Consider the following 20,622-nt stretch of genomic DNA (forward strand, 5'->3'; position numbering starts at 1 on the left):
AGCCCAGTAGATTACCGGGTTCATGCCCTCAAGGTTGCCTAATTAAATAAAGTGTCTAACTTTTTGGGTTCACTTCAGTTGGTGGTCTTTTTAATGTATAAAAATTTACATTATCATTCATTCGAATTAGATAAAAAAATACAATTATTCAACAATTAGGCAATTTAATAGCTAAAATGACATTCTATAATTTACCTTGAATGTTAAGTACATTCCCTTACCAAGTACATATGATAATTATATAAACTGTAAAGGGTTGAGAAAAATGTATTATGTTCCTTATATCCATCCATATCAATATCAAAATCCTTATTATGTTAATGGACCAATGTATAACTATGTAAGACAGCCCGATTATTGGAATACTAATGATGCTAACCATTTGGGTTTTGTACAATCATTAAATAGAAGAAATAACATTGAGGTAAAAGATTATGGACCGAAACCATATGTAGTTAATATCAATGAGGCTACGAAACAAAACAATACCTATCGAACAGCTTTATGGACAGGAAATCATTTGCAAGTTACATTGATGAGTCTAAAAGTTGGTGAAGATATCGGTTTAGAAATTCACCCTAACGTTGACCAATTTTTACGTATTGAACAAGGCCAAGGGTTTGTTCAAATGGGAAAGAGAAAAGATAACTTAAACTTTGTAAGTAATGTTTATGATGATTCTGCCATCATGATACCTGCAGGAACGTGGCACAATGTAACCAATACAGGTAATATCCCGTTAAAACTTTACTCAATTTATGCTCCTCCTAACCATCCGTTTGGTACTGTTCATGTAACAAAAGCAGATGCAGTGGCTTCGGAAAGAAGTTTACGGTCATGGCAATAGAAATACAGTTATTTCTGGCAAGACTCCAGATGAATGGATACAGTACACAGAATTTTTGGTTAAAGAAGGTTTAGAGGATGTTAAAAGAGGAATAAATGCTACACACATTCTTCAAGAATTTATTCTAATGGGAGTTCTTGTGGGGAAAGGATATTCTCCCGAAAAAGCATATGAAACAGTAGAAGAATGGGAACGTACAGGAGAATCCAAACTTCTTCAGCAAAGCAAAAATATGTATAAATAGAGTGAACCTATCATGCTGCAAGCGAGGACAGTTCCCTTAGCACTTTTAAAGGCCGAGAGTAGAATTAGAATTATCAAGGTGAACCGATCACAAATAGTGGTAAAACAGAGGGTGGAAATTGTTATTAATAATGAATGGATCGAAAAGTTAATATGAAATATACTAATGTTGAGGACAGGGAAACCTGTCTTTTTCTTATATATCGTGAAAGCGGATAATACAATATGAAATAAATAATTAATTAATTAAAATCAAGGATATGATATGACTAAAATAGATAAAATTGGGGTGGGGAAATGCCTGAACATATCGAAGTAATTTTGAGGTCAATTACTTCTTTCACTTTATTACTAATTGGAACAAGAATATTAGGTAAACAAACGATATCTCAAATGACAATGTTTGATTTTGTTGCAGCAATTTCGCTAGGTGCAATTTCAGCGAATTTAGCCTTTAATACTTCTATTAAGGTACATCATACAATTATTGCATTTACTATATATGTAGCAATTATTTTCCTGATTGCAGTTATTTCATTAAAAAATAGAAAAGGAAGAAAATTTCTGGCTGGAGATCCCACAATTGTGATGCAAAATGGAAAAATATTAGAAGGAAACATGAATAAAATGCGATATACATTGGATTATTTAAATCAACAACTAAGGGAAAGAGATATTTTTAACATTGAAGAGGTTCTATTTGCAATAGTAGAAACAAATGGAACGTTAACAGTACTAAAAAAGCCGCAATTTAGAAACGTAACAAAACAGGATTTGATGATTGCAGTAATGCCTGAACAGAAGTTACCTATTGAACTTATTATGGATGGAGAAATAATAAAAGAGAATTTAGAACAAAATAATATAACGTTTTCATGGTTAGAATCAGAGTTAAAAAAGCGTAATTTATCAAAATATGATGTTGTTTATGCAGTACTGGCTGCCAATGGTAATATGTATGTTGATACATTTAGAGATCATATCCATTCCCCTATTGATAAAGAATAATTATTTCTTTACACAAAAGTAAAGTATAAAAATAATAGGGACAACGTAATCGTGTGAGAGTAAAATTATTTTCTAGCAAGCCCTCTTTCAAATGCTGATAGAAGGTTTAAAGCGGCATTGCGTAGTTGCTTAATGCAAGAACAGCGAAAACCATATATATTAGCGCTGTTCTTATATTTCACATTATCGTTGGATTCTTGCTGTGATTTTATATATCTGCTAAGAATTAGCATCACACAGTTTGTGTCAACTCTTCAATAAATCTTATAGAACTCCCTCAGTTAATTAAGTATTTCTTACGAATGCTCGCTTATTCGTAGGATTTCATTCCACTGGGTAGAGTAAGAATTAGGGAATAAAAGGGGATTTGACCGTTTGGGCAATATGAAGGCAGATGGAAACAGAGGATTTACCTAAATCCCTTAATATTCCATATAATGCACGCTTTCTCCACGACACCCTCAGAGGCTTTCCCTCCCATGTCTCAACGGGTCATATTTATATGCCCTTTCATTCCTTCGTCATGCCTATCCAAGGGGTGGAGTCTGGTATTGCTAACGGAACGGGTCATTGCCCTTTTGTTCTATACATCCAGTACTCCGTGCTTTCTTTGAAATCCTACGAATAAGCCAATGCTCGTGAATGGCGATATCAAAAGGCAAGTTTCATGCTGCATCTTGAGAGATCGGATAAACTTTTTCTGGGGAATATTCAGATCCAGTTCTGGCCATTCCCACTAAAACTCTCGCGAGTTTACCGCACAACTTCATGACAGATTTCATTTTCTTTGTTTTTTTCACCTTAACATTTGTGGCGTGAATGGCTTGGAACTCTGGGTTATTCATGATTAGGCTCATCGTCGCAAGAAATAGAAAACGTCTGAGTCGAGATCTTCCACGTTTGGATAGGACAATTTGGCCTTTCCACTTCCCAGAGCTTGCCTCGGAAAGGTGCAGTCCTGCGTGACGTAATAAAGCATTGCCGTGAGCGAATCCACTTAAATCACCTGATTCTCCAAGAATACCAGCCAGTGTAATCGTGCTAATTCCTTTAATCGCAAGTATTTTTTCGGCATAAGGGATTTGTACGAGTATGTTTGTGACCTCTTGTTCAACTGCTTCAAGTTGGGCGGTCGCAAGATCGTATTCCTCAAGCAATTGCTTCAAATGAAGTTTATAAGCATCAAGAGCTTTTTTAGTACCAACCGATTTGTTCGCTAGTTCGATCAGTGAATGAGCCTTTGGAATACCGGCATGTCTTTTCATCACCGATTTCCATCCTTTAACGATATCTTGAGTCTGTAAGGAACGTAGTTCAACTGGAGTAGGAAATAGACGAAGGGTTGCGATAGCTCCCTTCGCTGTAACATCTTTGAAGACTTGACGTAGTTCAGGGAAGACGATATCTACCCAGCGATTTAGTTGGTTGATTGAGCTGACAAGACGTTTAACAACCATGTCCCTGTTAGACATAAGGACTCGAAGTTTTTCAATGGATTCAGGGCTATGATGAATGAATGTATAATAGCCATTTTTCATCATATCAGCGATGACGAGAGCGTCCTTTTTATCGCTCTTAGATTGGGTATTATCTCGGTTCTCTTTATTCCTTTTAACAAGGTGCGGATTTACGGTAACAACATCGACGTTTTGTTCAAATAACCATTTTGATAGATTCAACCAGTAATGACCGGTAGGTTCCATGCCCACGATGGCTTTGTCTAAACGGTTTATTCGTTTAAGTTCTTTGATCCAACTTAGTAATTTAGTAAATCCCTCATCGTTATTTTCAAAGGTTAGAGGATGACCGACCACAATTCCTCGAAGTTAACAGCTCGAGCAACATGAAATTGTTGTGCAATATCAATTCCTACAACAAGATGACGATTCGTGATTCTTTCAATTAGTTGATTTTGTTTGTTTTGCATTTTAAAATTCATAGTAGAGCTTCCTCCTTAAGATGAGTTTTGGTTTGTGTGTACTCTCATCATACTGAGGGGCTCTGTTTTTTTCAAAGCCGATATTTAATGCTCTACAGGAATGCTAACGGGGCAGTTTAGTTGAAGAGTGCTGTCTGATCTTTATTCAACAAATGGGCCATATTCTGGAATAACGGGTAACCCCAAGACACCTGTAACTTTTACATTTAAACTTTAGCGGAAATAATAAAATTCTTTTTGGCTAAGCCTTAGAGGACATTAGAATCTTTAATTCCTGGTGTTAATGTCCTCTATCCTTTATCCATCTCTACCATACTTCCAGAACCACAAAATAAAAAATAGTCCTTGATAAGAGAAAGGCATCTTACAAAAAAGTCCCGCAGAATGAAATCTTGCGGGACTTTTTGAATACCAGTGGTTAGCGGTTATTATCAGAATAACTAGGATTGAATTTCTTCTCCGATCGATACGAAAAGCCTTTCTCTTCATTCAAAAGCACAATTCCATCTAAAAGAACTAGCCACCATTGCTCAATGCGAACACTGGATGGCCTCGAATGATAAAAACAGAGAGTTTTTAGAAGGGACATTAGGAGATGGTTGTTTACGGGAACTGCCTGATTTCGATATCGATGGTGAAGTAAAGAAAAACTTTGGCTATATTTCACCGCCTTAAAGGCGTTTCCAGTGTGTCTTGAGCCACTATATCTCTAAACTTGGATATTAAGAGTTAGATTTTTTATTACGTTTTTTTTACCAATAGACAATGAAAGAAATTAAAGCAACCATGAATATGAATATAGTAATTTGATATCCTACATCAAACCAATTCACATGTGTTTCATTCATGTTATTATGCCTCCTTTAGAAATTAACAGTGTATGTAACTGATTTACTATAACCCAGAGGTTGACGCCCAGTATGATGAGGGCGACATAGATATGTAATCATCGCTTAAATCCCTTAATATAGGGGTTTAACGAGGATTCAGAAATGAATGCTCACCTAACATGTAAATATCTTTAAAGTAGAAGGCCTCCCACAGTCTACTGATGGGAGGCCTTTTCTTATTTGTTGTCAGTGAAGACAAAATTCCATGTTGGGAATGAAATCGTTTCGAACAGCCACCTATATTTTGAGTGGTATCGAAGTAAGCGTATAGTTTAAAAAAATCAATCTCATCAACAGGCAAAGTCTGCACAAAATGAGGTTGAATTGGGATTCATAAGTTGTTCGGAGTAGCTGCTTAATCCCAAAGTTAACAGGATATTACCATTCTATGTTTCTATTTCATTATTTTTGCACTAGAACCTTCTAAACTCCCCAATAAACTTTGACTTTTATTAACGAGAATCTAGTTAAATTCATAAAAAAAGCGCTTGCATTATTAATTTTTTTGATTATAATACTTGTATACAAGTGTACTTGAACTCTATTAGAAGGTGAATTTATGGTCGAATCAAAGGAATTTCTTTATCCTGTAAAATGGCTTTCAAAAGCTTCAGCTGGTGATCGTGTAACATCCGAACTTAGAATGCGTATTATTTCGGGTATGATTGAAAGCGGTACCATCCTATCCGAAAATAAATTAGCTGCTGATTTCGGTGTTAGCCGCTCACCCATTCGTGAAGCGTTAAAAATACTGGCATCTGAAAATATCATCCGATTAGAAAGAATGGGTGCGGTTGTCATTGGTTTAACAGAAAAAGAATATGCAGAAATTTATGATGTGCGTTTACTCATCGAGACGTTTGTATTTGAACGGCTAGTAAGAATGGACACGAATGAATTAGTAATGGAACTTAGTAAAATATTAGAAATGATGAAAATTTCCATAAAGTACCGAGATGCTGATGAGTTTTCCAATCAGGATGTCATATTCCATGAAACAATTATTCGGTCCATCAATCATTCCTACATCCTGATGATCTGGGATAATTTAAAATCTGTGATGGAAAGTTTGATTCTTCTATCCATGCGGAGTCGTTTTAAAGAAAAGTATGAAGACTTTACACGGATCATAAATAATCATCAACTTTATATTGATGCGATCAAAACAAAAGATCGAGACCTTATGATTAAGTCGTTACATAAAAATTTTGATGATGTTCAAGAGAAAGTTGAAGACTTATGGATGTCCCAACAGATGCTTTCAAAAGGGGTCGAACAAGAAAATGACTAGCTATATGTTAGGCGTAGACATCGGTACAACAAGTACAAAAGCTGTATTATTTACGAAAAAAGGAGATGTCATTCAGCAAGAGAATATTGGTTATCCTCTTTACACACCTGATATGACAACGGCGGAACAAGACCCTGAGGAGATTTTTCAGGCTGTTTTGAAAGCCTTTTCAAATATAACGAAACAGCATTCAGATAAAAAACTATCATTCATTTCATTTAGCAGTGCGATGCATAGTGTTATAGCTATGGATGAAAATGACCAGCCGCTAACCCCTTGTATCACTTGGGCAGATAATCGCAGTGAAGCTTGGGCCCATAAAATAAAAGATGAATTAGATGGGCATGAAGTTTACAAACGAACCGGAACACCTATACACCCGATGTCACCATTATCCAAGATCACCTGGATTGTGAATGAATGCCCAGAGATTGCAACCAATGTTAAAAAGTACATCGGGATTAAAGAATATATCTTTAAAAAGTTCTTTGATCAATATGTTGTCGATTATTCCCTTGCGTCATCCATGGGCATGCTGAACCTCAAAAATTTGGATTGGGATGAGGAAGCCCTAAGAATTGCTGGAATAACGCGTGGTCAATTATCTGAGCTCGTACCAACAACAAAGATTTTTAACAACTGTGATCCGGATTTAGCCAAACAAATTGGGATTGACCCAGAAACCTCTTTCGTCATTGGGGCAAGTGATGGTGTTCTTTCAAATCTAGGTGTAAACGCTATCCGGAAAGGTGAAATCGCTGTTACGATTGGGACAAGCGGTGCGATTCGGACGATTATTGACGAGCCGAAAACAGACGAAAAAGGAAGAATCTTTTGCTATGCCTTAACGGAAAAGCATTGGGTGATTGGCGGGCCGGTAAACAATGGCGGGATGGTCCTTCGCTGGATTCGCGATGAATTTGCTTCATCTGAGGTAGAAACAGCTAAAAGACTCGGAATCGACGCTTATGAAGTTTTAACCAAGATTGCAGAACGTGTAAGACCAGGGGCTGATGGATTGTTATTCCAACCATATCTTGCAGGTGAACGCGCACCATTATGGAATCCGGACGTACGGGGTTCATTTTTCGGATTAACACTGTCGCATAAGAAAGAACATATGATTAGAGCGGCTCTAGAGGGAGTCATTTACAATTTATACACAGTATTTTTAGCCTTAACCGAATGCATGGACGGTCCCGTGACCCGAATTCAAGCTACGGGTGGCTTCGCTAGGTCGGCTGTTTGGCGGCAAATGATGTCTGATATCTTCGAATCGGAAGTCGTGGTTCCGGAAAGCTACGAAAGTTCCTGCCTGGGTGCTTGTATATTGGGGTTATATGCCACCGGGGAAATTGAGTCCTTCGAAGTAGTTTCAGAAATGATAGGCAATACCCACAAGCACACACCGATAGCTGATTCTGTAAAAGAATATAGGCAACTACTGCCGATTTTTATTAACCTATCAAGGGTATTGGAAAACGAATATACACAGGTTGCGAATTATCAAAGAAACTTAATAAATGCTGCAAAGTAAAGACATGGAGGAATTACGATGCCATTAGTTATTGTCGCTTTAGGAATTGTCGCTTTATTAATTTTAATAATGGGCTTAAAATTAAACACCTTTATTTCCTTAATCATTGTGTCGTTTGGAGTGGCTTTAGCACTTGGGATGCCACTTGATGGAATTGTCAAAACCATTGAAGCAGGATTAGGCGGAACACTTGGTCACTTAGCGTTAATCTTTGGACTTGGAGCGATGTTGGGTAAGTTAATCGCAGATTCAGGCGGCGCGCAGCGCATTGCCATGACCCTTGTTAAAAAATTTGGTGAAAAGAATATTCAATGGGCAGTCGTAGCAGCATCATTTATTATCGGTATCGCGTTATTTTTTGAAGTGGGATTAGTATTATTAATTCCAATCGTATTTGCGATTTCAAGAGAATTAAAAGTTTCGATATTATATCTTGGTATTCCAATGGTAGCGGCATTATCCGTGACTCACGGTTTCTTACCGCCGCACCCGGGACCAACCGTTATCGCTGGTGAATATGGTGCAGACATTGGTCAGGTTTTACTGTACGGCTTCATCATTGCGGTACCAACCGTTATTTTAGCTGGACCAGTATTTACAAAGATAGCTAAAAGATTAGTACCTGACTCATTTACGAAAACAGGCAGCATTGCCTCTTTAGGAGAACAAAAATCTTTTAAACTTGAAGACACACCTGGATTTGGAATCAGTGTATTTACCGCTTTACTTCCGGTTATATTAATGTCAATTGCTACGATTATCACTTTGATGCAAAAAACAATGGGATTTGAGGATAATGGTTTACTGGCAGCTATCCGTTTTATTGGCGAAGCCGGTACTTCCATGTTGCTTTCCTTATTATTTGCGGTTTATTCAATGGGATTAGCAAGAAAGATTCCAATGAAAGATATTATGGAATCTTGTACCTCAGCAATCTTGCATATAGGAATGATGCTCTTAATCATAGGGGGCGGCGGAGCTTTCAAGCAAGTATTGATCGACGGCGGTGTAGGTGACTATGTAGCTGAATTATTCAAAGGAACATCATTATCACCAATCCTGCTTGCTTGGATCATCGCGGCAATCCTGCGTATTTCCTTAGGATCTGCTACCGTAGCTGCTTTAACGACAGCTGGTTTAGTTATTCCGATGTTAGGTCAGACGGACGTTAACCTTGCTCTAGTTGTACTTGCTACAGGAGCGGGAAGTTTAATCGCTTCACACGTTAACGATGCTGGCTTCTGGATGTTTAAAGAGTATTTTGGTTTAAGCATGAAAGAAACATTTGCAACATGGACCTTGCTTGAGACGATTATTTCAGTAGCTGGATTAGGATTTATTCTATTACTAAGCTTATTTGTATAGGCTTTTCCCGGCAGTAAATCCCCCACTTATTGTAGGGATTTACTGCCTATTATTCTTACACAAAAGGAGCAGAATTAAATGTTCAATACAATTGGTGTCATTGGTTTAGGGGTCATGGGCAGTAATATCGCTTTAAATATGGCTAGTAAGGGGGAACAAGTAGCTGTCTATAACTACACAAGAGATTTAACGGATCAGCTTGTTGCTAATTTGGACAGTCAGTCGCTACATCCGTATTACGAAATCCAAGACTTTGTTCAGTCACTGGAAACTCCAAGAAAGATTTTTCTAATGGTGACTGCGGGCAAGCCGATCGACTCGGTGATCAATTCATTACTTCCTCATCTTGAATCAGGCGATATTATCATGGACGGCGGTAACTCCCATTACGAAGATACTGAACGCAGATATGATGAATTGAAATCTAAAGGAATCAGTTACTTAGGGATTGGTATTTCTGGTGGAGAAGTCGGGGCGTTAAAAGGACCTTCAATCATGCCGGGTGGAGATAAAGACGCCTATGAAAAAGTAGCTCCGATTCTGACAAAAATCGCAGCACAAGTAAATGATGACCCTTGCTGTACCTATATCGGTCCAAAAGGAGCAGGTCATTTTGTGAAAATGGTACATAACGGAATTGAGTATGCAGATATGCAATTAATCGCCGAAGCCTATACATTTTTAAGAGAAAAGCTGCATTTGGAAGTTAATGAAATTGCTGGCATCTTTGAAACCTGGAATCAAGGCGAACTGAAAAGTTATTTAATCGAAATCACTGCTGAAATTTTAAGGAAAAAAGATGAAATAACGGGCTTACCCTTGATCGATGTGATTCTTGATAAAGCAGAACAAAAGGGTACAGGCAAATGGACCAGCATGCAAGCTATTGATAACGGAATACCAGCATCGATTATTACAGAGTCTTTGTTTGCTCGTTACATTTCCGCTTTAAAAGAAGAACGGGTTAATGCAGAACATATTCTAACAGGCCCTGAGAACGATCAGCAAAAATTAGATAAAAATGAGTGGATTGACTATATTAGACAAGCATTATATATGGGAAAAGTTTGTGCATACGCGCAAGGTTTTACTCAATATAAAATGACTTCTGAACTTTACGGCTGGGATTTGCCTTTAAAGGATATTGCGCTGATTTTCCGTGGTGGCTGCATCATTCGTGCAGAATTTTTAAACGTCATTAGCGAAGCCTATCAAGAGCAGCCGAATCTGGCTAATTTACTAATCTCACCATATTTTGCCGAAAAGGTTACGGATTACCAGGTAGGATTGCGAAAGGTTGTCTGTGAGGGAATAAACTCCGGTATCTCGTTTCCATGTTTAAGCGCTTCACTCACTTATTACGATAGTTATCGAAAAGGCATCTCAAATGCTAACCTTTTGCAAGCACAACGTGATTATTTTGGAGCCCATACCTATGAACGACGTGATTTAGCAGGAGTCTTTCACACAAACTGGCAGTGATAGAAAGTGAAAAAAGAAACAGCCATCTCTCAATAAGCGTTCATGAATTTGAGATGAATAAATTTGATAAACTTGTGAAAAATTTGTCATTGATTGACAATTCTATGTTTCCTGCTCTTGTATCAAAAGATGCGGATAAAAATGCGGTATATCGGAATTGAAAAGCTTGCAGATAATACGATCACTCAAGGCTCTGGCGGCCATCTGTAGAGCATGCATAATGATATTAAGAAAAGAGAAGAAAGCATTATGAAATGGTTAATAGAAAATGGATTTTAATTTTTAATTGGCATTCGCATAAAGTTTATTTGGAAACTTTATTTGGTAAGTTCGAAAGGAAAAATGAAGAATGTTTGTAAGGAAAGACACGCTAACAATTTGTTAACGCAATCAAGCGGAAAACGATAAAATCTCGTTAAAGATGTTACACCACTGATTAGCAAAAACCTTGATATAACACACTTTTAGCACATATCGTTAAAGATATTATACACTCTCACCATACGGGCGGCATGATGTAATCATTGCTTAAATCCCTTGAAATATAGGGGGTTAACAGGATTTAAAAATGGATGCTCACCTTAACATGTAAATATTTTTAAAGTGAAGGTCTTCCATCAGTTTATTGAACTGCTGGAAGGCCTTTTCTTTCATGTAGTCAGTCGTATGAGCATAGAAGTTTATTGTTGTTTGAATATCTGTATGTCCTAATCGTTGTTGAATTTCTATCAACCCCACCCATGCTTGGCACGGGGCAAGGCGCCAAGACCAACCAAGTGTAACATCCACAATGGATAAGGATAGATAGGAGATAGCGGCTATGCAAGAGAAGTAAGGAAAGCGAATAGATGATCTAATCGTATAGGGAAACAGAAGAAAGGAAAAGGAAATCTTATCGGTATCCCTAACAACTTCTGGATAGGCTAAACTTATCTAGACAGAAAATTTAAGGTCAGGTAGACTACAGATACAACTAGTTATAGAAAAGAGGTCCGATATGCGACGTGATATACAACCGAATGAACGAGCTTTCTCTTCCAAGGAAGTGGCAGAAGAAGTGGGGATTGCAACTCCCACTGTTCGAAAGTATGGTCAAATCTTAGAAAGAAATGGATATGAGTTTTTGAAAGATGGAGATCGACGTATCTTTGTTCAATCTGACATCGGGGTGCTTATAGCGCTACGCGATACGGACAAGCCCCTAGACGATACAGCTAAAGACCTTGTATTTCAACAAAAAGAAAGATTAGAAGGATCCAATGAAACAGAGATAGCGATACCCGATACATATGAAAATTTACCCCACGACCCCAATCAATTAAAAGAGGTCTTAATGTTTTTAGTCAATGAACTCGCAGCCACACGTGAAATGAATGTCCAACTGACAAGCGATATGTCAGAGCTTAAAACAAAGGTTTCCCGGCTCCAGCAAGATCATCATGTTATAAGTTCTAGTATTGGAAATTCAGCGCAAAGAACTAATACTAAAATTGAACACTTAACTGAACAACAAAATATCCATTACGAAACATTGCTGCAGCAAGAAAAACAAAAAAGTGAAATCTTACAAAAAGAAATACAAAATATGCGGGACGAACAGAAAAAAGACTGGAGTTCACAAAATGAATTTAATAAACGTTTAGAAGAAGCGATACAAAAACGTTCAGAAAAATGGTGGGGGCTTTTCTCCATATTCAGAAAATAAGGTGACTGTCATGTTTTTTTTGCCTAACTGATTAATGATTTGTAGAAGCAAATTATTGATGTAGAAACATTTGATAAATCTTTTTTTTATATATAATGATGGATAAAAGCATAGTGACATATATGATTCGCATAGCTGAAACACAGAATTAAGAAAGAGTATTTCAACTTTACAGGATTTGGTGCCTACTATGTAATCGCTCAGCGATACCAATGTTTCGCAAGTTCTACCAGAGGCAAACAGAGGCTCAATTGAAATTCATTGGAGATTTGTTTAAGCGATATGCATCTAAAACAAAATCACAATTTGAGGCAAGCAAAAAAAACATGTTTGATAAAATGGAGTTGAGGCGGTTGAAAACTGCATTCAAAAAAAGGGTCATCCTTAATAGAGTTGCTCCAGACAGTGGGTGATCGGTTCTTTTTTTTGTGTGTTTTGTATCGCTGGGCGATATAACTTGGTTTAATAGAAAAGCTATGTTCGTCCGAATGAACGAGTATCTCTTCTAAGGTAGTGGAAGAAGAAATGGGGATGCAACACCCACTGTCAAAAGTATGGTCAAAACTTAGATGAAACGGATATGTGTTTTTAAGATGGTGATTGCCTATCTTTATTCAATCCGACATCAAAGCGGTCATAGCGTTACGCGATACGGACAAGCCCCTAGAGGATACGGCTAGGACCTTGTGTACCTACAAAAAGATAGATTAGAAGAAACTAATGAAACAGAGATAACGATACCCGATACATATGATAATTTAACCCATAATCCCAAACAATTAAAAGAGATTTTAATTGTTTTAACCAATGAACTCGTAGCTACGCGTGAAATGAACATCCACTGACAAACGATATGTCTCAGCTTAAAACAACGGTTTCCAACTCCAGAAAGATCCATGTCCTTAATAGTGTTCCTCAAGAAAGGGGCTGATCGGTTCTTTTGTGTGTTTCGTATCGCTGGGCGATATAACATACAAATAAATCCACAGAACCTTCATCTTTAATAGAAAGGGAGGTCCAATATACGATAGGATATACATCCGAATGAATGAGCAGCCTCTTCCAAGGAAGTGGCATAAGAAATAGAGAGGCAAAATCCACTATTCGAAGGTATGTTTAAAACTTAGAGCGAAATGGATAGGAGCTGTTAAGATGGCGATTGGCATATCTTCGTTCAATCCGATATCGAAACGCTTATAGCGTTACGCGATACAAGCAACCCTCTAAACGATAGAGCTAAAGACTCTTGTATCAAGAAATAGAAAGAATAGAAGGAACCAATGAAACAGAGATAGCGATACCCGATACATATGACAATATATTTAACCCATGTTCTCATTCAATTAAAAGGGATCTTAATGTTTTTAACCAATGAACTTGCAGCTACGCGTGAAATGAACCTCTAACTGACAAACGATATGTCACAGCATAAATCTGAACAACAAAAAAACATTATGGAAGCAAATCAAAAGTGGAAATTCCTTTGTTCCAACTATTCGGAATAACCATTTTCAAATTTCAACAATTTCCCGAGAAATATCTACAAATTCTGAGTAGATATCGACAAAGTTAGGCTTTTAAAAGGGATAGCGATACCCGATACATATGACAATATATTTAACCCATGTTCTCATTCAATTAAAAGAGATCTTATTGTTATTAACCAATGAACTCGCAGCTACGCGTAAAAATGAACCTCTAACTGACAAACGATATGTCACAGCTTAAAACTGAACAACAAAAGACCCATTACGAAACATTACTGCAATTAGAAAAAGGTTTCATTCCCTTTTTTAGTCCCCTATACAATCTTCAGGTGTTAATTTTCGTTAATAACTATTTAAACCTAAGGCAACCAAATCAAAAGTGGAAATTCCTTGTTCCAACTATTCGGGATAACCATTTTCAAATTTCAACAATTTCCCGAGAAATATCTACAAATTCTGAGTAGATATCGACAAAATTAGAAGCCTCTAAAGGCGATTTGTTTTTGCTGATAAAAAAGTAGAATTTGTATAACCATTACTTACCAGAGAGTTTGTAGTTGCTCCATTATGGAAGATCAACTTATATAAAAGAATAGAATAATCCAATTAAATAGTATAAGGGCATGTTTTGATTAATCTTTTTTCAAAACATGTCCTTTCTATTTATTCATTTATCAGGTTTCTTGGATTAATTTGATCAAACTTTGTTTAAAAGCTACACTTTTATAAATTACCAAAAAATTTCCTTGCCCTAGTTATATAGATGGAAATAGAAAAAAGGTGGATATTATATGAAATTATCAATACTTGTAGCCCCTTTTTGCATAAAAAAGAGCTGACTTAAAGACAGCTCCGATCTTCAGCTAATGCACCCGTTTAGTTGATTAAGAATGTTTTACTCTCGCCTAACGGCAGTTAAATATGACTCCAGAGTTCGCTGGCGTAGAGCATGTCAGCAATCATACTTACCGAAAACGTGTGGCTATTGGTTTTACAAGGTCATGGAGGCTATTGCCATGTTGCAACGAATCCTTCATCATTCGCATCTATCCGTTACCCTGCGCTATATTGGGATTACAGAAGAAGAAACCCACAATGTATTAAAGTCATTTAGTGTCTTTAATAATTCATAACAAATAAATGGCCTCTTTTTAGTAGGTTTCTTTTGATAACTTCACTTTTTAAAAAATTATTGTTATTTCAAATTAGCCAAACATAAATGCTCTTTTTCGATAGCTTATTGAAAAAATTAATCCTATTGCTAACATATTCCCCATTAATGAGCTGCCTCCGTAACTTATAAAAGGTAAGGGTATCCCTGTTATAGGTAGTAAACCTATGTTCATTCCAATATTCTCGAAAATATGGAAAAAAATCATTGAAACCACACCTACACATAGGTAAGATTCAAAACTATTTTTGACATCTAACGCTAACTTCACCATGCCCGAAATAAGGAAGAAATAAATTGTTATTAAAATACTAGATCCTAGGAAACCATATTTAGAAGCAATAACGCTAAATATAAAATCTGTGTGTGCTTCAGGAACGTATACCCCGCTTCCTTTATAACCAGAAACTCCACCTGATCCTATGGCAAGCAAGGCTTTGATTAAGTTAAAGCCCTCTCCTGATTTATAAGACTCTGGATCAATCCAAGCATAAATCCTTCCTAATTGAAATATTTTTATCCCCATTAAACGGAGAATTTCAGGGTGAAGAAAAACTAAGTACAAAATTCCACTCACAATTGATCCTCCAATAAAAAAAATACCACCAATTATTCTCCATGATATTCCTGAAACAAATAATATCCCTATAAAAATACACATTAATACTAAAGATGTACCTAAATCTGGTTGTTTCATAATTAAAAGTATTGGAAGAAGTGTTGCAGCCCCCATCTTAATTAATAGAAAAAAATCCGTTTTCAAAGTTTTGTCTTCATATTTATTATGATGTTTTTGTATTAAGTAACTTAAACAAATTATTAAAGATATTTTAGTAAACTCAGCTGGCTGAAGAGACCCAATCCCAGGAATTTGAAACCAACTTTTGGCTCCATTTATTTCTCGTGCTATTGACTCAGGCGACAAAATTAATGCAATTAATAGAAATAAACTAAGCGAGTAAAAAAACCAATTCAAGCGAAATATTTGTTCAGAATCCAAATACATAACTCCTAAAATCATACCGAAACCTATAAAATACCAAGTTACTTGTCTAAATAAAAAATCCCCTTCGTATTGACCAAATTCTTGAGCAGTGTGAATAGCTATACAACTAGTTATAAATAGCAAAAGTAAAAGTGTAACTAGGTTGTAATCAAACTTTGAATTTTTCATATTTTTCCCCTTGTAAAATATTTACTCATGTTATAATTTAACTTTATTTTACTAAAAATGTAAATTCATTAATTACATAAGACGGGTTGAAAATCCAGCTCTCTTTTAAGTCGCTCTTGAGAAATATTATTCAGCTAAGAAAAGTAAAAAAATAAAAAACCAACCCTGAAAAGCTTCAAGGATGGATTCAGACAAACACCAAGATCCTTAGGGTGTCTCTTGGATAATTCTTATTATGGTCTATAGATAGGAATGTTATCCAGGTTATTACGTAAAACGAACATAATATATAGAAAAAGAGAATGTGCTTATAAATGGGAAAAATCCAGCTGCCATAATTGGTGGCTTTTTTAATGACTAAAGTGCAGACTTGGTCTTTATATAGAGGGGGGAATCGAGGATTAAATGTCTTTGCCCCCTTATTACTAAGGTTCCTTTCGAATTAATATAAATGGACTGAAAAAAATGAAATTTGCACGCTTTGATCTTTTTAGGCTGTATCTATGGTATTCATGAAATATTTATAGATGGTACACAAAGGTATTTTTCAAAAATAGTAGGAATGTTATCCATCATTTTATCAACATGGGTATTTGCATGTATAACGTCTTTGAAAGACAAAGCTGGTCGATAATTGCATTCTTATTCAGTATATAAATTTTAAGACTATTCGCTTCAAATAAGTAGACGTGTTTCCCTACTTAAGACAATCAGAAGTGGTTCTCGAAAGGGGGATTTAATTTGAAGAAATTTATTGTTTGTTATACCTTGGAAAATGATATTAAACGAGAAAAAATAATAAAAGGGCCAGATGTAAAGAAGGAAGACGTTCTACAAGATGTATTAGATAAGATAGTACGAAGTAATTACTTTATTGCGAAAGCCGACCAAGGAGAGTATAGGATAAATTCTTCCTTAATACGTTATATCCAGGTTTTGCATGAAATGCATTGTTTTAAATACCATACTGATCATCAATGACTAGTGAGTAAATAAAAGGTTATTTCTTTGCATAGTTTTCTTCAATTTTGTTGAGTAACCTTGAATATGGGAGAGAAGATTAATGTCAGAAACGTATCGTTCTCGTCATGAACGAAAACAAGTGGAAAAAACAAAACAAGATCAAAAAAAAGGTAAGAGCTCCCCTAAAAGAAGGTCTTTCTTGAAAAAAGTTTTACTTTGGTGCTTACTGTTAGGTGTTGTTTCAATTGGAATAGGGGCAGTTACGGTTGCAGCAATGATTAAGGATGCACCTAAAATAGATGCTTCAAAACTAGTCGATCCGCTTTCTACCAAATTATACGATAAAAACGGGAATTTCCTTTACGAATATGGTAAAGAAAAACGGACAAAAATTACGTATTCTCAAGTTCCAAAAATGTTGGAACATGCTTTCATTGCCACGGAGGATGCACATTTTTATGAACACAATGGCATTGATATAAAAGGAACTGCGAGAGCAATCTTCAAGAACCTAAAAGGGGATTTCGGATCTCAAGGCGGAAGTACGATTACACAGCAGGTCATTAAAAACTCCTTTTTGTCACCTCAGAAAACAATAAAGCGAAAGGTACAGGAATGGAGCTTGGCCTATCAGCTTGAGCAAAAGTATTCCAAACATCAAATTTTAATGATGTATTTTAATAAGATCTACCTTGGAGACGGGGCATATGGTGTAGCAGCTGCCGCCGAAAATTACTACGGAATCGATGCCGATCATCTAAATAAACTAACGCTTCCAGAGGTCGCTATGCTGGCGGGGCTCCCACAGAGTCCAAGTTATTATGATCCCACTGAACCCGAACATGTGAAAGCTGCAACAAATCGTCGTAATATTGTTTTAGAAGCTATGTATAAACAAGGGTATATTACGAAAAAGCAATTGGAGGATGCAAAGAAGGTTCCAGTTACATCAGGACTTGTTCCAAAAACGAAAAAGCAGGGAATGCCGTACGAGGCGTTTTTGGACGCTGTTGTAAAAGAAGTTGAAAGAAAGCTGAAAAATGTAGATATCAGTTCGGATGGATTATCTATTTATACGACGCTAGATCCAAAAGCTCAGACCTTTGCGGACAAAATAATGAACACCGATAAGATTATTTCTTATCCAAATGAAAATTTTCAAGGAGCCTTCGTATTTTTAGATACAAAAACAGGAGAAGTACGAGCTATTGGAAGCGGTCGAAACCAATATAAAGCTTCCTTCCGAGGCAACAACTTTGCGGTTGATATTAAACGTCAACCAGGATCTACTTTCAAGCCAGTCTTTGATTATGGTCCGGCTATTGAAAATTCAAAATGGTCTACAGCACACCAAATTAATGATCATGAGATAACCTACTCAAATGGTCAATCTATTTCTAACTGGGATCATCAATATCACGGAAAGTTGTCGATTAGAACAGCACTTCAATGGTCATACAATATTCCAGCACTCCTTACCCTTCAAGAAGTAGGGATGGATAAAGCACAAAACTTTGCAGAAAATCTGGGTATTACTTTTAATAATAATAAGGTGTACGAATCATATGCGATTGGAAGTAATACAGTTAATCCATTAGAGTTGGCAGGGGCATATAGTGCTTTTGGAAATAACGGTGAATACAATACACCACATTTTGTTCGTAAAGTTGTTTATCCTGATGGCAGAGTTGTTAATTTAACTCAAAAGCCAAAACGTGTTATGCATGATCACACAGCTTATTTGGTGACGGATATGTTACGGACAGTCGTAAAATCTGGTACAGGAAAAACAGCAAATGTCCTTGGACTAGATGTGGCTGGAAAAACTGGCACAACCAATTTTGACAGTAAAACCAGAGCACAATATGGATATCCAGCCGGTTCGGTAAATGATAGTTGGTTCGCTGGTTATACACCGCAATACACTATGGCGGTTTGGACTGGATATACTAAAAATGGTCCAGGTAATTATATGGATGGAAATACAACTAAAATCTCGCACCAAATGTTTAAGGCCATGCTGGAAGCGTTTGGAACAGACAAAAGTAGCTTCCAGCAGCCTAGTGATGTATACCGGGTGAATAATGAACTGTTCATTAAAGGTGCAAATCCTGAAGAAGCTCCACAAGTTATAAAAAATAATAAAAATAAACAATTTGATATTGGTGGAAATAAAGAGGATAAAAAACATAAACAAGAGGAAGGAAAGCATAAACAACAAGAGGAAAAGAAACACGAACAAGAGGAAGAGAAGCATAAACACCAAGAGGAGAAACACAAACAAGGGGAAGAGAAGCATAAACACCAAGAGGAAAAGAAACACAAGCAATAAAGATTTTTAGGATGGGATCGCATTGGTTCCATCCTTTTTTATAATACACATAAGAGAATGTGAGGATTTCTACTTAAACTATAAGGTGCTTTACTTCAATAAGGGAGTTGCTTTGAAGTGACCCAAAAAGTTAGACACTTTATTTAATTAGGCAGCCTTGAGGGCATGAACCCGGTAATCTACCGGGCTCATGCCTCGGTTTGTCGACAAAAGGGGTTCGGAATGTATTATTTCCGAACCCCTTTTGATATTCTGTGAGGGGCGAGGCAGTTAGTGGAAGAAAGTAATATCTGTAAATTGATTTTAGTCGGAATACTTGATAATGTGGTGGTGTAAATTAGTTTACAAAAGGATGATTGTCATGAAAAAAGCAGAGGAAATAGCCTCCTAAATCAAATAAAACATATTAGGAGGCGTTGTATATGAAATTCAATATAATTGATCGTGAAAATTGGTATCGAAAAGAGTACTTCGAACACTATTTACAACAACAAACAACGTTCAGTATAACGAATGAAATTAATATTACTGTTCTTATGAAGAACTTAAAGAAGAAGAATTATAAGTTATATCCTGCGTTTATTTTTATGGTTACAAATATAGTTAATTCCCATCGAGAATTTAAAACCAGTTTTAACCCAGAAGGGAATTTAGGTTATTGGTCAGAAATTTTGCCTTCTTATACAATTTTTGATAAGAAGACATACACATTTTCTAGCATATGGTCACCAAATGTAAGTAGGTTTTCTGAATTTCATTCTCAGTATGAAAAAGATGTAGAAGAATACAATGGTACGGGTAGTTTATTTCCAAAGACTCCTGTACCAGAAAATAATATTCCGATATCTATGATCCCTTGGAGTTCTTTTACAGCATTTAATTTAAATATTAATAATGGTGGAGATTTTCTCTTACCCATTATAACTGGGGGTAAATATTCACAAATAAAAGATGAATGGTTCTTACCTGTCTCGTTACAAATTCATCATGCTGTTTGTGATGGTTATCATGCAAGTGTTTTTATGAATGACTTACAAAGGTTTGCTGATGAAAGTGCAGACTGGCTCTAATTGTTCATTGGGAAAATTTCTAAAAGGGGAACTGTGAAAGCGAGGCTGCTGAAAAACTCACGTTTTTCTAACTAGTACGGTAAATCAAATTAAAAAAAGACGATTCTCATTCGATACT

General features: G+C 36.3%; 13 protein-coding genes and 2 pseudogenes. 13 read left to right on the top strand and 2 right to left on the bottom strand.

The window, feature by feature from the left end:
- The first annotated feature begins 265 nt into the window (after positions 1-265).
- The 3 genes from ACFX4L_RS22625 (at position 266) to ACFX4L_RS22635 (ending at position 2,098) form a co-directional block, all read left to right on the top strand.
- Positions 266-847 carry a cupin domain-containing protein gene (locus ACFX4L_RS22625; RefSeq protein ID WP_377386912.1) on the top strand — a complete coding sequence of 194 codons (582 nt, stop codon included), beginning with the start codon at positions 266-268 and terminating at the stop codon, positions 845-847.
- A complete protein-coding gene (locus ACFX4L_RS22630) occupies positions 807-1,091 on the top strand; it encodes a hypothetical protein (RefSeq protein ID WP_377386909.1) in 285 nt (94 codons plus the stop codon). Before ACFX4L_RS22625 ends, ACFX4L_RS22630 begins: the two co-directional genes overlap by 41 nt.
- A 296-nt stretch (positions 1,092-1,387) precedes the next feature.
- Complete coding sequence (locus ACFX4L_RS22635; protein WP_377386907.1) at positions 1,388-2,098, top strand: DUF421 domain-containing protein; 711 nt, start codon at positions 1,388-1,390, stop codon at positions 2,096-2,098.
- Between the two features lie 665 nt (positions 2,099-2,763).
- Here ACFX4L_RS22635 and ACFX4L_RS22640 read toward each other — a convergent pair.
- A pseudogene (locus ACFX4L_RS22640) lies at positions 2,764-4,037 on the bottom strand (IS110 family RNA-guided transposase).
- A gap of 546 nt (positions 4,038-4,583) precedes the next feature.
- Between ACFX4L_RS22640 and ACFX4L_RS22645 the strand changes: the two are divergent.
- The 7 genes and pseudogenes from ACFX4L_RS22645 to ACFX4L_RS22670 all read left to right on the top strand — a co-directional run bounded on the left by ACFX4L_RS22645 (position 4,584) and on the right by ACFX4L_RS22670 (position 12,307).
- On the top strand, positions 4,584-4,712 hold the full coding sequence (locus tag ACFX4L_RS22645) for a hypothetical protein (RefSeq protein ID WP_286141072.1): 129 nt from the start codon (positions 4,584-4,586) through the stop codon (positions 4,710-4,712).
- Positions 4,713-5,120: 408 nt separating this feature from the next.
- Positions 5,121-5,286: pseudogene (locus ACFX4L_RS25435) on the top strand (IS6 family transposase); the annotation flags it as partial.
- 200 nt (positions 5,287-5,486) lie between these two features.
- Positions 5,487-6,218, top strand: coding sequence for a GntR family transcriptional regulator (locus tag ACFX4L_RS22650; RefSeq protein ID WP_089364305.1), 732 nt, complete (start codon positions 5,487-5,489; stop codon positions 6,216-6,218).
- Positions 6,211-7,755 (top strand): gluconokinase, encoded by a 1,545-nt coding sequence (gene gntK / locus ACFX4L_RS22655; RefSeq protein WP_377406265.1) that lies wholly within the window; start codon positions 6,211-6,213, stop codon positions 7,753-7,755. The genes ACFX4L_RS22650 and gntK overlap by 8 nt, the downstream gene beginning before the upstream one ends.
- 18 nt (positions 7,756-7,773) lie before the next feature.
- Positions 7,774-9,120, top strand: a complete 1,347-nt coding sequence (locus tag ACFX4L_RS22660) for a GntP family permease (RefSeq protein WP_061461210.1) — start codon at positions 7,774-7,776, stop codon at positions 9,118-9,120.
- A 78-nt stretch (positions 9,121-9,198) separates the two neighbouring features.
- Positions 9,199-10,602, top strand: a complete 1,404-nt coding sequence (gnd, locus tag ACFX4L_RS22665; protein WP_377406268.1) for a decarboxylating NADP(+)-dependent phosphogluconate dehydrogenase — start codon at positions 9,199-9,201, stop codon at positions 10,600-10,602.
- Positions 10,603-11,599: 997 nt separating this feature from the next.
- A complete protein-coding gene (locus ACFX4L_RS22670; RefSeq protein ID WP_377386897.1) occupies positions 11,600-12,307 on the top strand; it encodes an SH3 domain-containing protein in 708 nt (235 codons plus the stop codon).
- Between the two features lie 2,692 nt (positions 12,308-14,999).
- Here ACFX4L_RS22670 and ACFX4L_RS22675 read toward each other — a convergent pair.
- Positions 15,000-16,139: an FtsW/RodA/SpoVE family cell cycle protein gene (locus ACFX4L_RS22675; RefSeq protein WP_377406271.1), complete on the bottom strand. Its 1,140-nt coding sequence runs from the start codon at positions 16,137-16,139 to the stop codon at positions 15,000-15,002.
- Between the two features lie 741 nt (positions 16,140-16,880).
- On the opposite strand from ACFX4L_RS22675, the gene ACFX4L_RS22680 reads away from it, so the two are divergent.
- The 3 genes from ACFX4L_RS22680 to catA all read left to right on the top strand — a co-directional run bounded on the left by ACFX4L_RS22680 (position 16,881) and on the right by catA (position 20,504).
- Positions 16,881-17,120: a hypothetical protein gene (locus tag ACFX4L_RS22680; protein WP_377406273.1), complete on the top strand. Its 240-nt coding sequence runs from the start codon at positions 16,881-16,883 to the stop codon at positions 17,118-17,120.
- Between the two features lie 82 nt (positions 17,121-17,202).
- A complete protein-coding gene (locus ACFX4L_RS22685) occupies positions 17,203-19,434 on the top strand; it encodes a transglycosylase domain-containing protein (protein ID WP_377406276.1) in 2,232 nt (743 codons plus the stop codon).
- A gap of 422 nt (positions 19,435-19,856) precedes the next feature.
- On the top strand, positions 19,857-20,504 hold the full coding sequence (gene catA / locus ACFX4L_RS22690) for a type A chloramphenicol O-acetyltransferase (protein WP_284468995.1): 648 nt from the start codon (positions 19,857-19,859) through the stop codon (positions 20,502-20,504).
- Positions 20,505-20,622 lie beyond the last annotated feature (118 nt).

The sequence above is a fragment of the Peribacillus sp. YIM B13482 genome, assembly GCF_042787975.1.
GTDB classification, from domain to species: domain Bacteria; phylum Bacillota; class Bacilli; order Bacillales; family DSM-1321; genus Peribacillus; species Peribacillus simplex_A.

What these genes read in the sequence shown, in the direction of transcription:
- ACFX4L_RS22625 (WP_377386912.1), top strand. Translation starts at nt 266, where the DNA reads ATGTATTATGTTCCTTATATCCATCCATATCAATATCAAAATCCTTAT.
- ACFX4L_RS22630 (WP_377386909.1), top strand. Translation starts at nt 807, where the DNA reads ATGCAGTGGCTTCGGAAAGAAGTTTACGGTCATGGCAATAGAAATACA.
- ACFX4L_RS22635 (WP_377386907.1), top strand. Translation starts at nt 1,388, where the DNA reads ATGCCTGAACATATCGAAGTAATTTTGAGGTCAATTACTTCTTTCACT.
- ACFX4L_RS22645 (WP_286141072.1), top strand. Translation starts at nt 4,584, where the DNA reads ATGGCCTCGAATGATAAAAACAGAGAGTTTTTAGAAGGGACATTAGGA.
- ACFX4L_RS22650 (WP_089364305.1), top strand. Translation starts at nt 5,487, where the DNA reads ATGGTCGAATCAAAGGAATTTCTTTATCCTGTAAAATGGCTTTCAAAA.
- gntK (WP_377406265.1), top strand. Translation starts at nt 6,211, where the DNA reads ATGACTAGCTATATGTTAGGCGTAGACATCGGTACAACAAGTACAAAA.
- ACFX4L_RS22660 (WP_061461210.1), top strand. Translation starts at nt 7,774, where the DNA reads ATGCCATTAGTTATTGTCGCTTTAGGAATTGTCGCTTTATTAATTTTA.
- gnd (WP_377406268.1), top strand. Translation starts at nt 9,199, where the DNA reads ATGTTCAATACAATTGGTGTCATTGGTTTAGGGGTCATGGGCAGTAAT.
- ACFX4L_RS22670 (WP_377386897.1), top strand. Translation starts at nt 11,600, where the DNA reads ATGCGACGTGATATACAACCGAATGAACGAGCTTTCTCTTCCAAGGAA.
- ACFX4L_RS22675 (WP_377406271.1), bottom strand. Translation starts at nt 16,139, where the DNA reads ATGAAAAATTCAAAGTTTGATTACAACCTAGTTACACTTTTACTTTTG.
- ACFX4L_RS22685 (WP_377406276.1), top strand. Translation starts at nt 17,203, where the DNA reads ATGTCAGAAACGTATCGTTCTCGTCATGAACGAAAACAAGTGGAAAAA.
- catA (WP_284468995.1), top strand. Translation starts at nt 19,857, where the DNA reads ATGAAATTCAATATAATTGATCGTGAAAATTGGTATCGAAAAGAGTAC.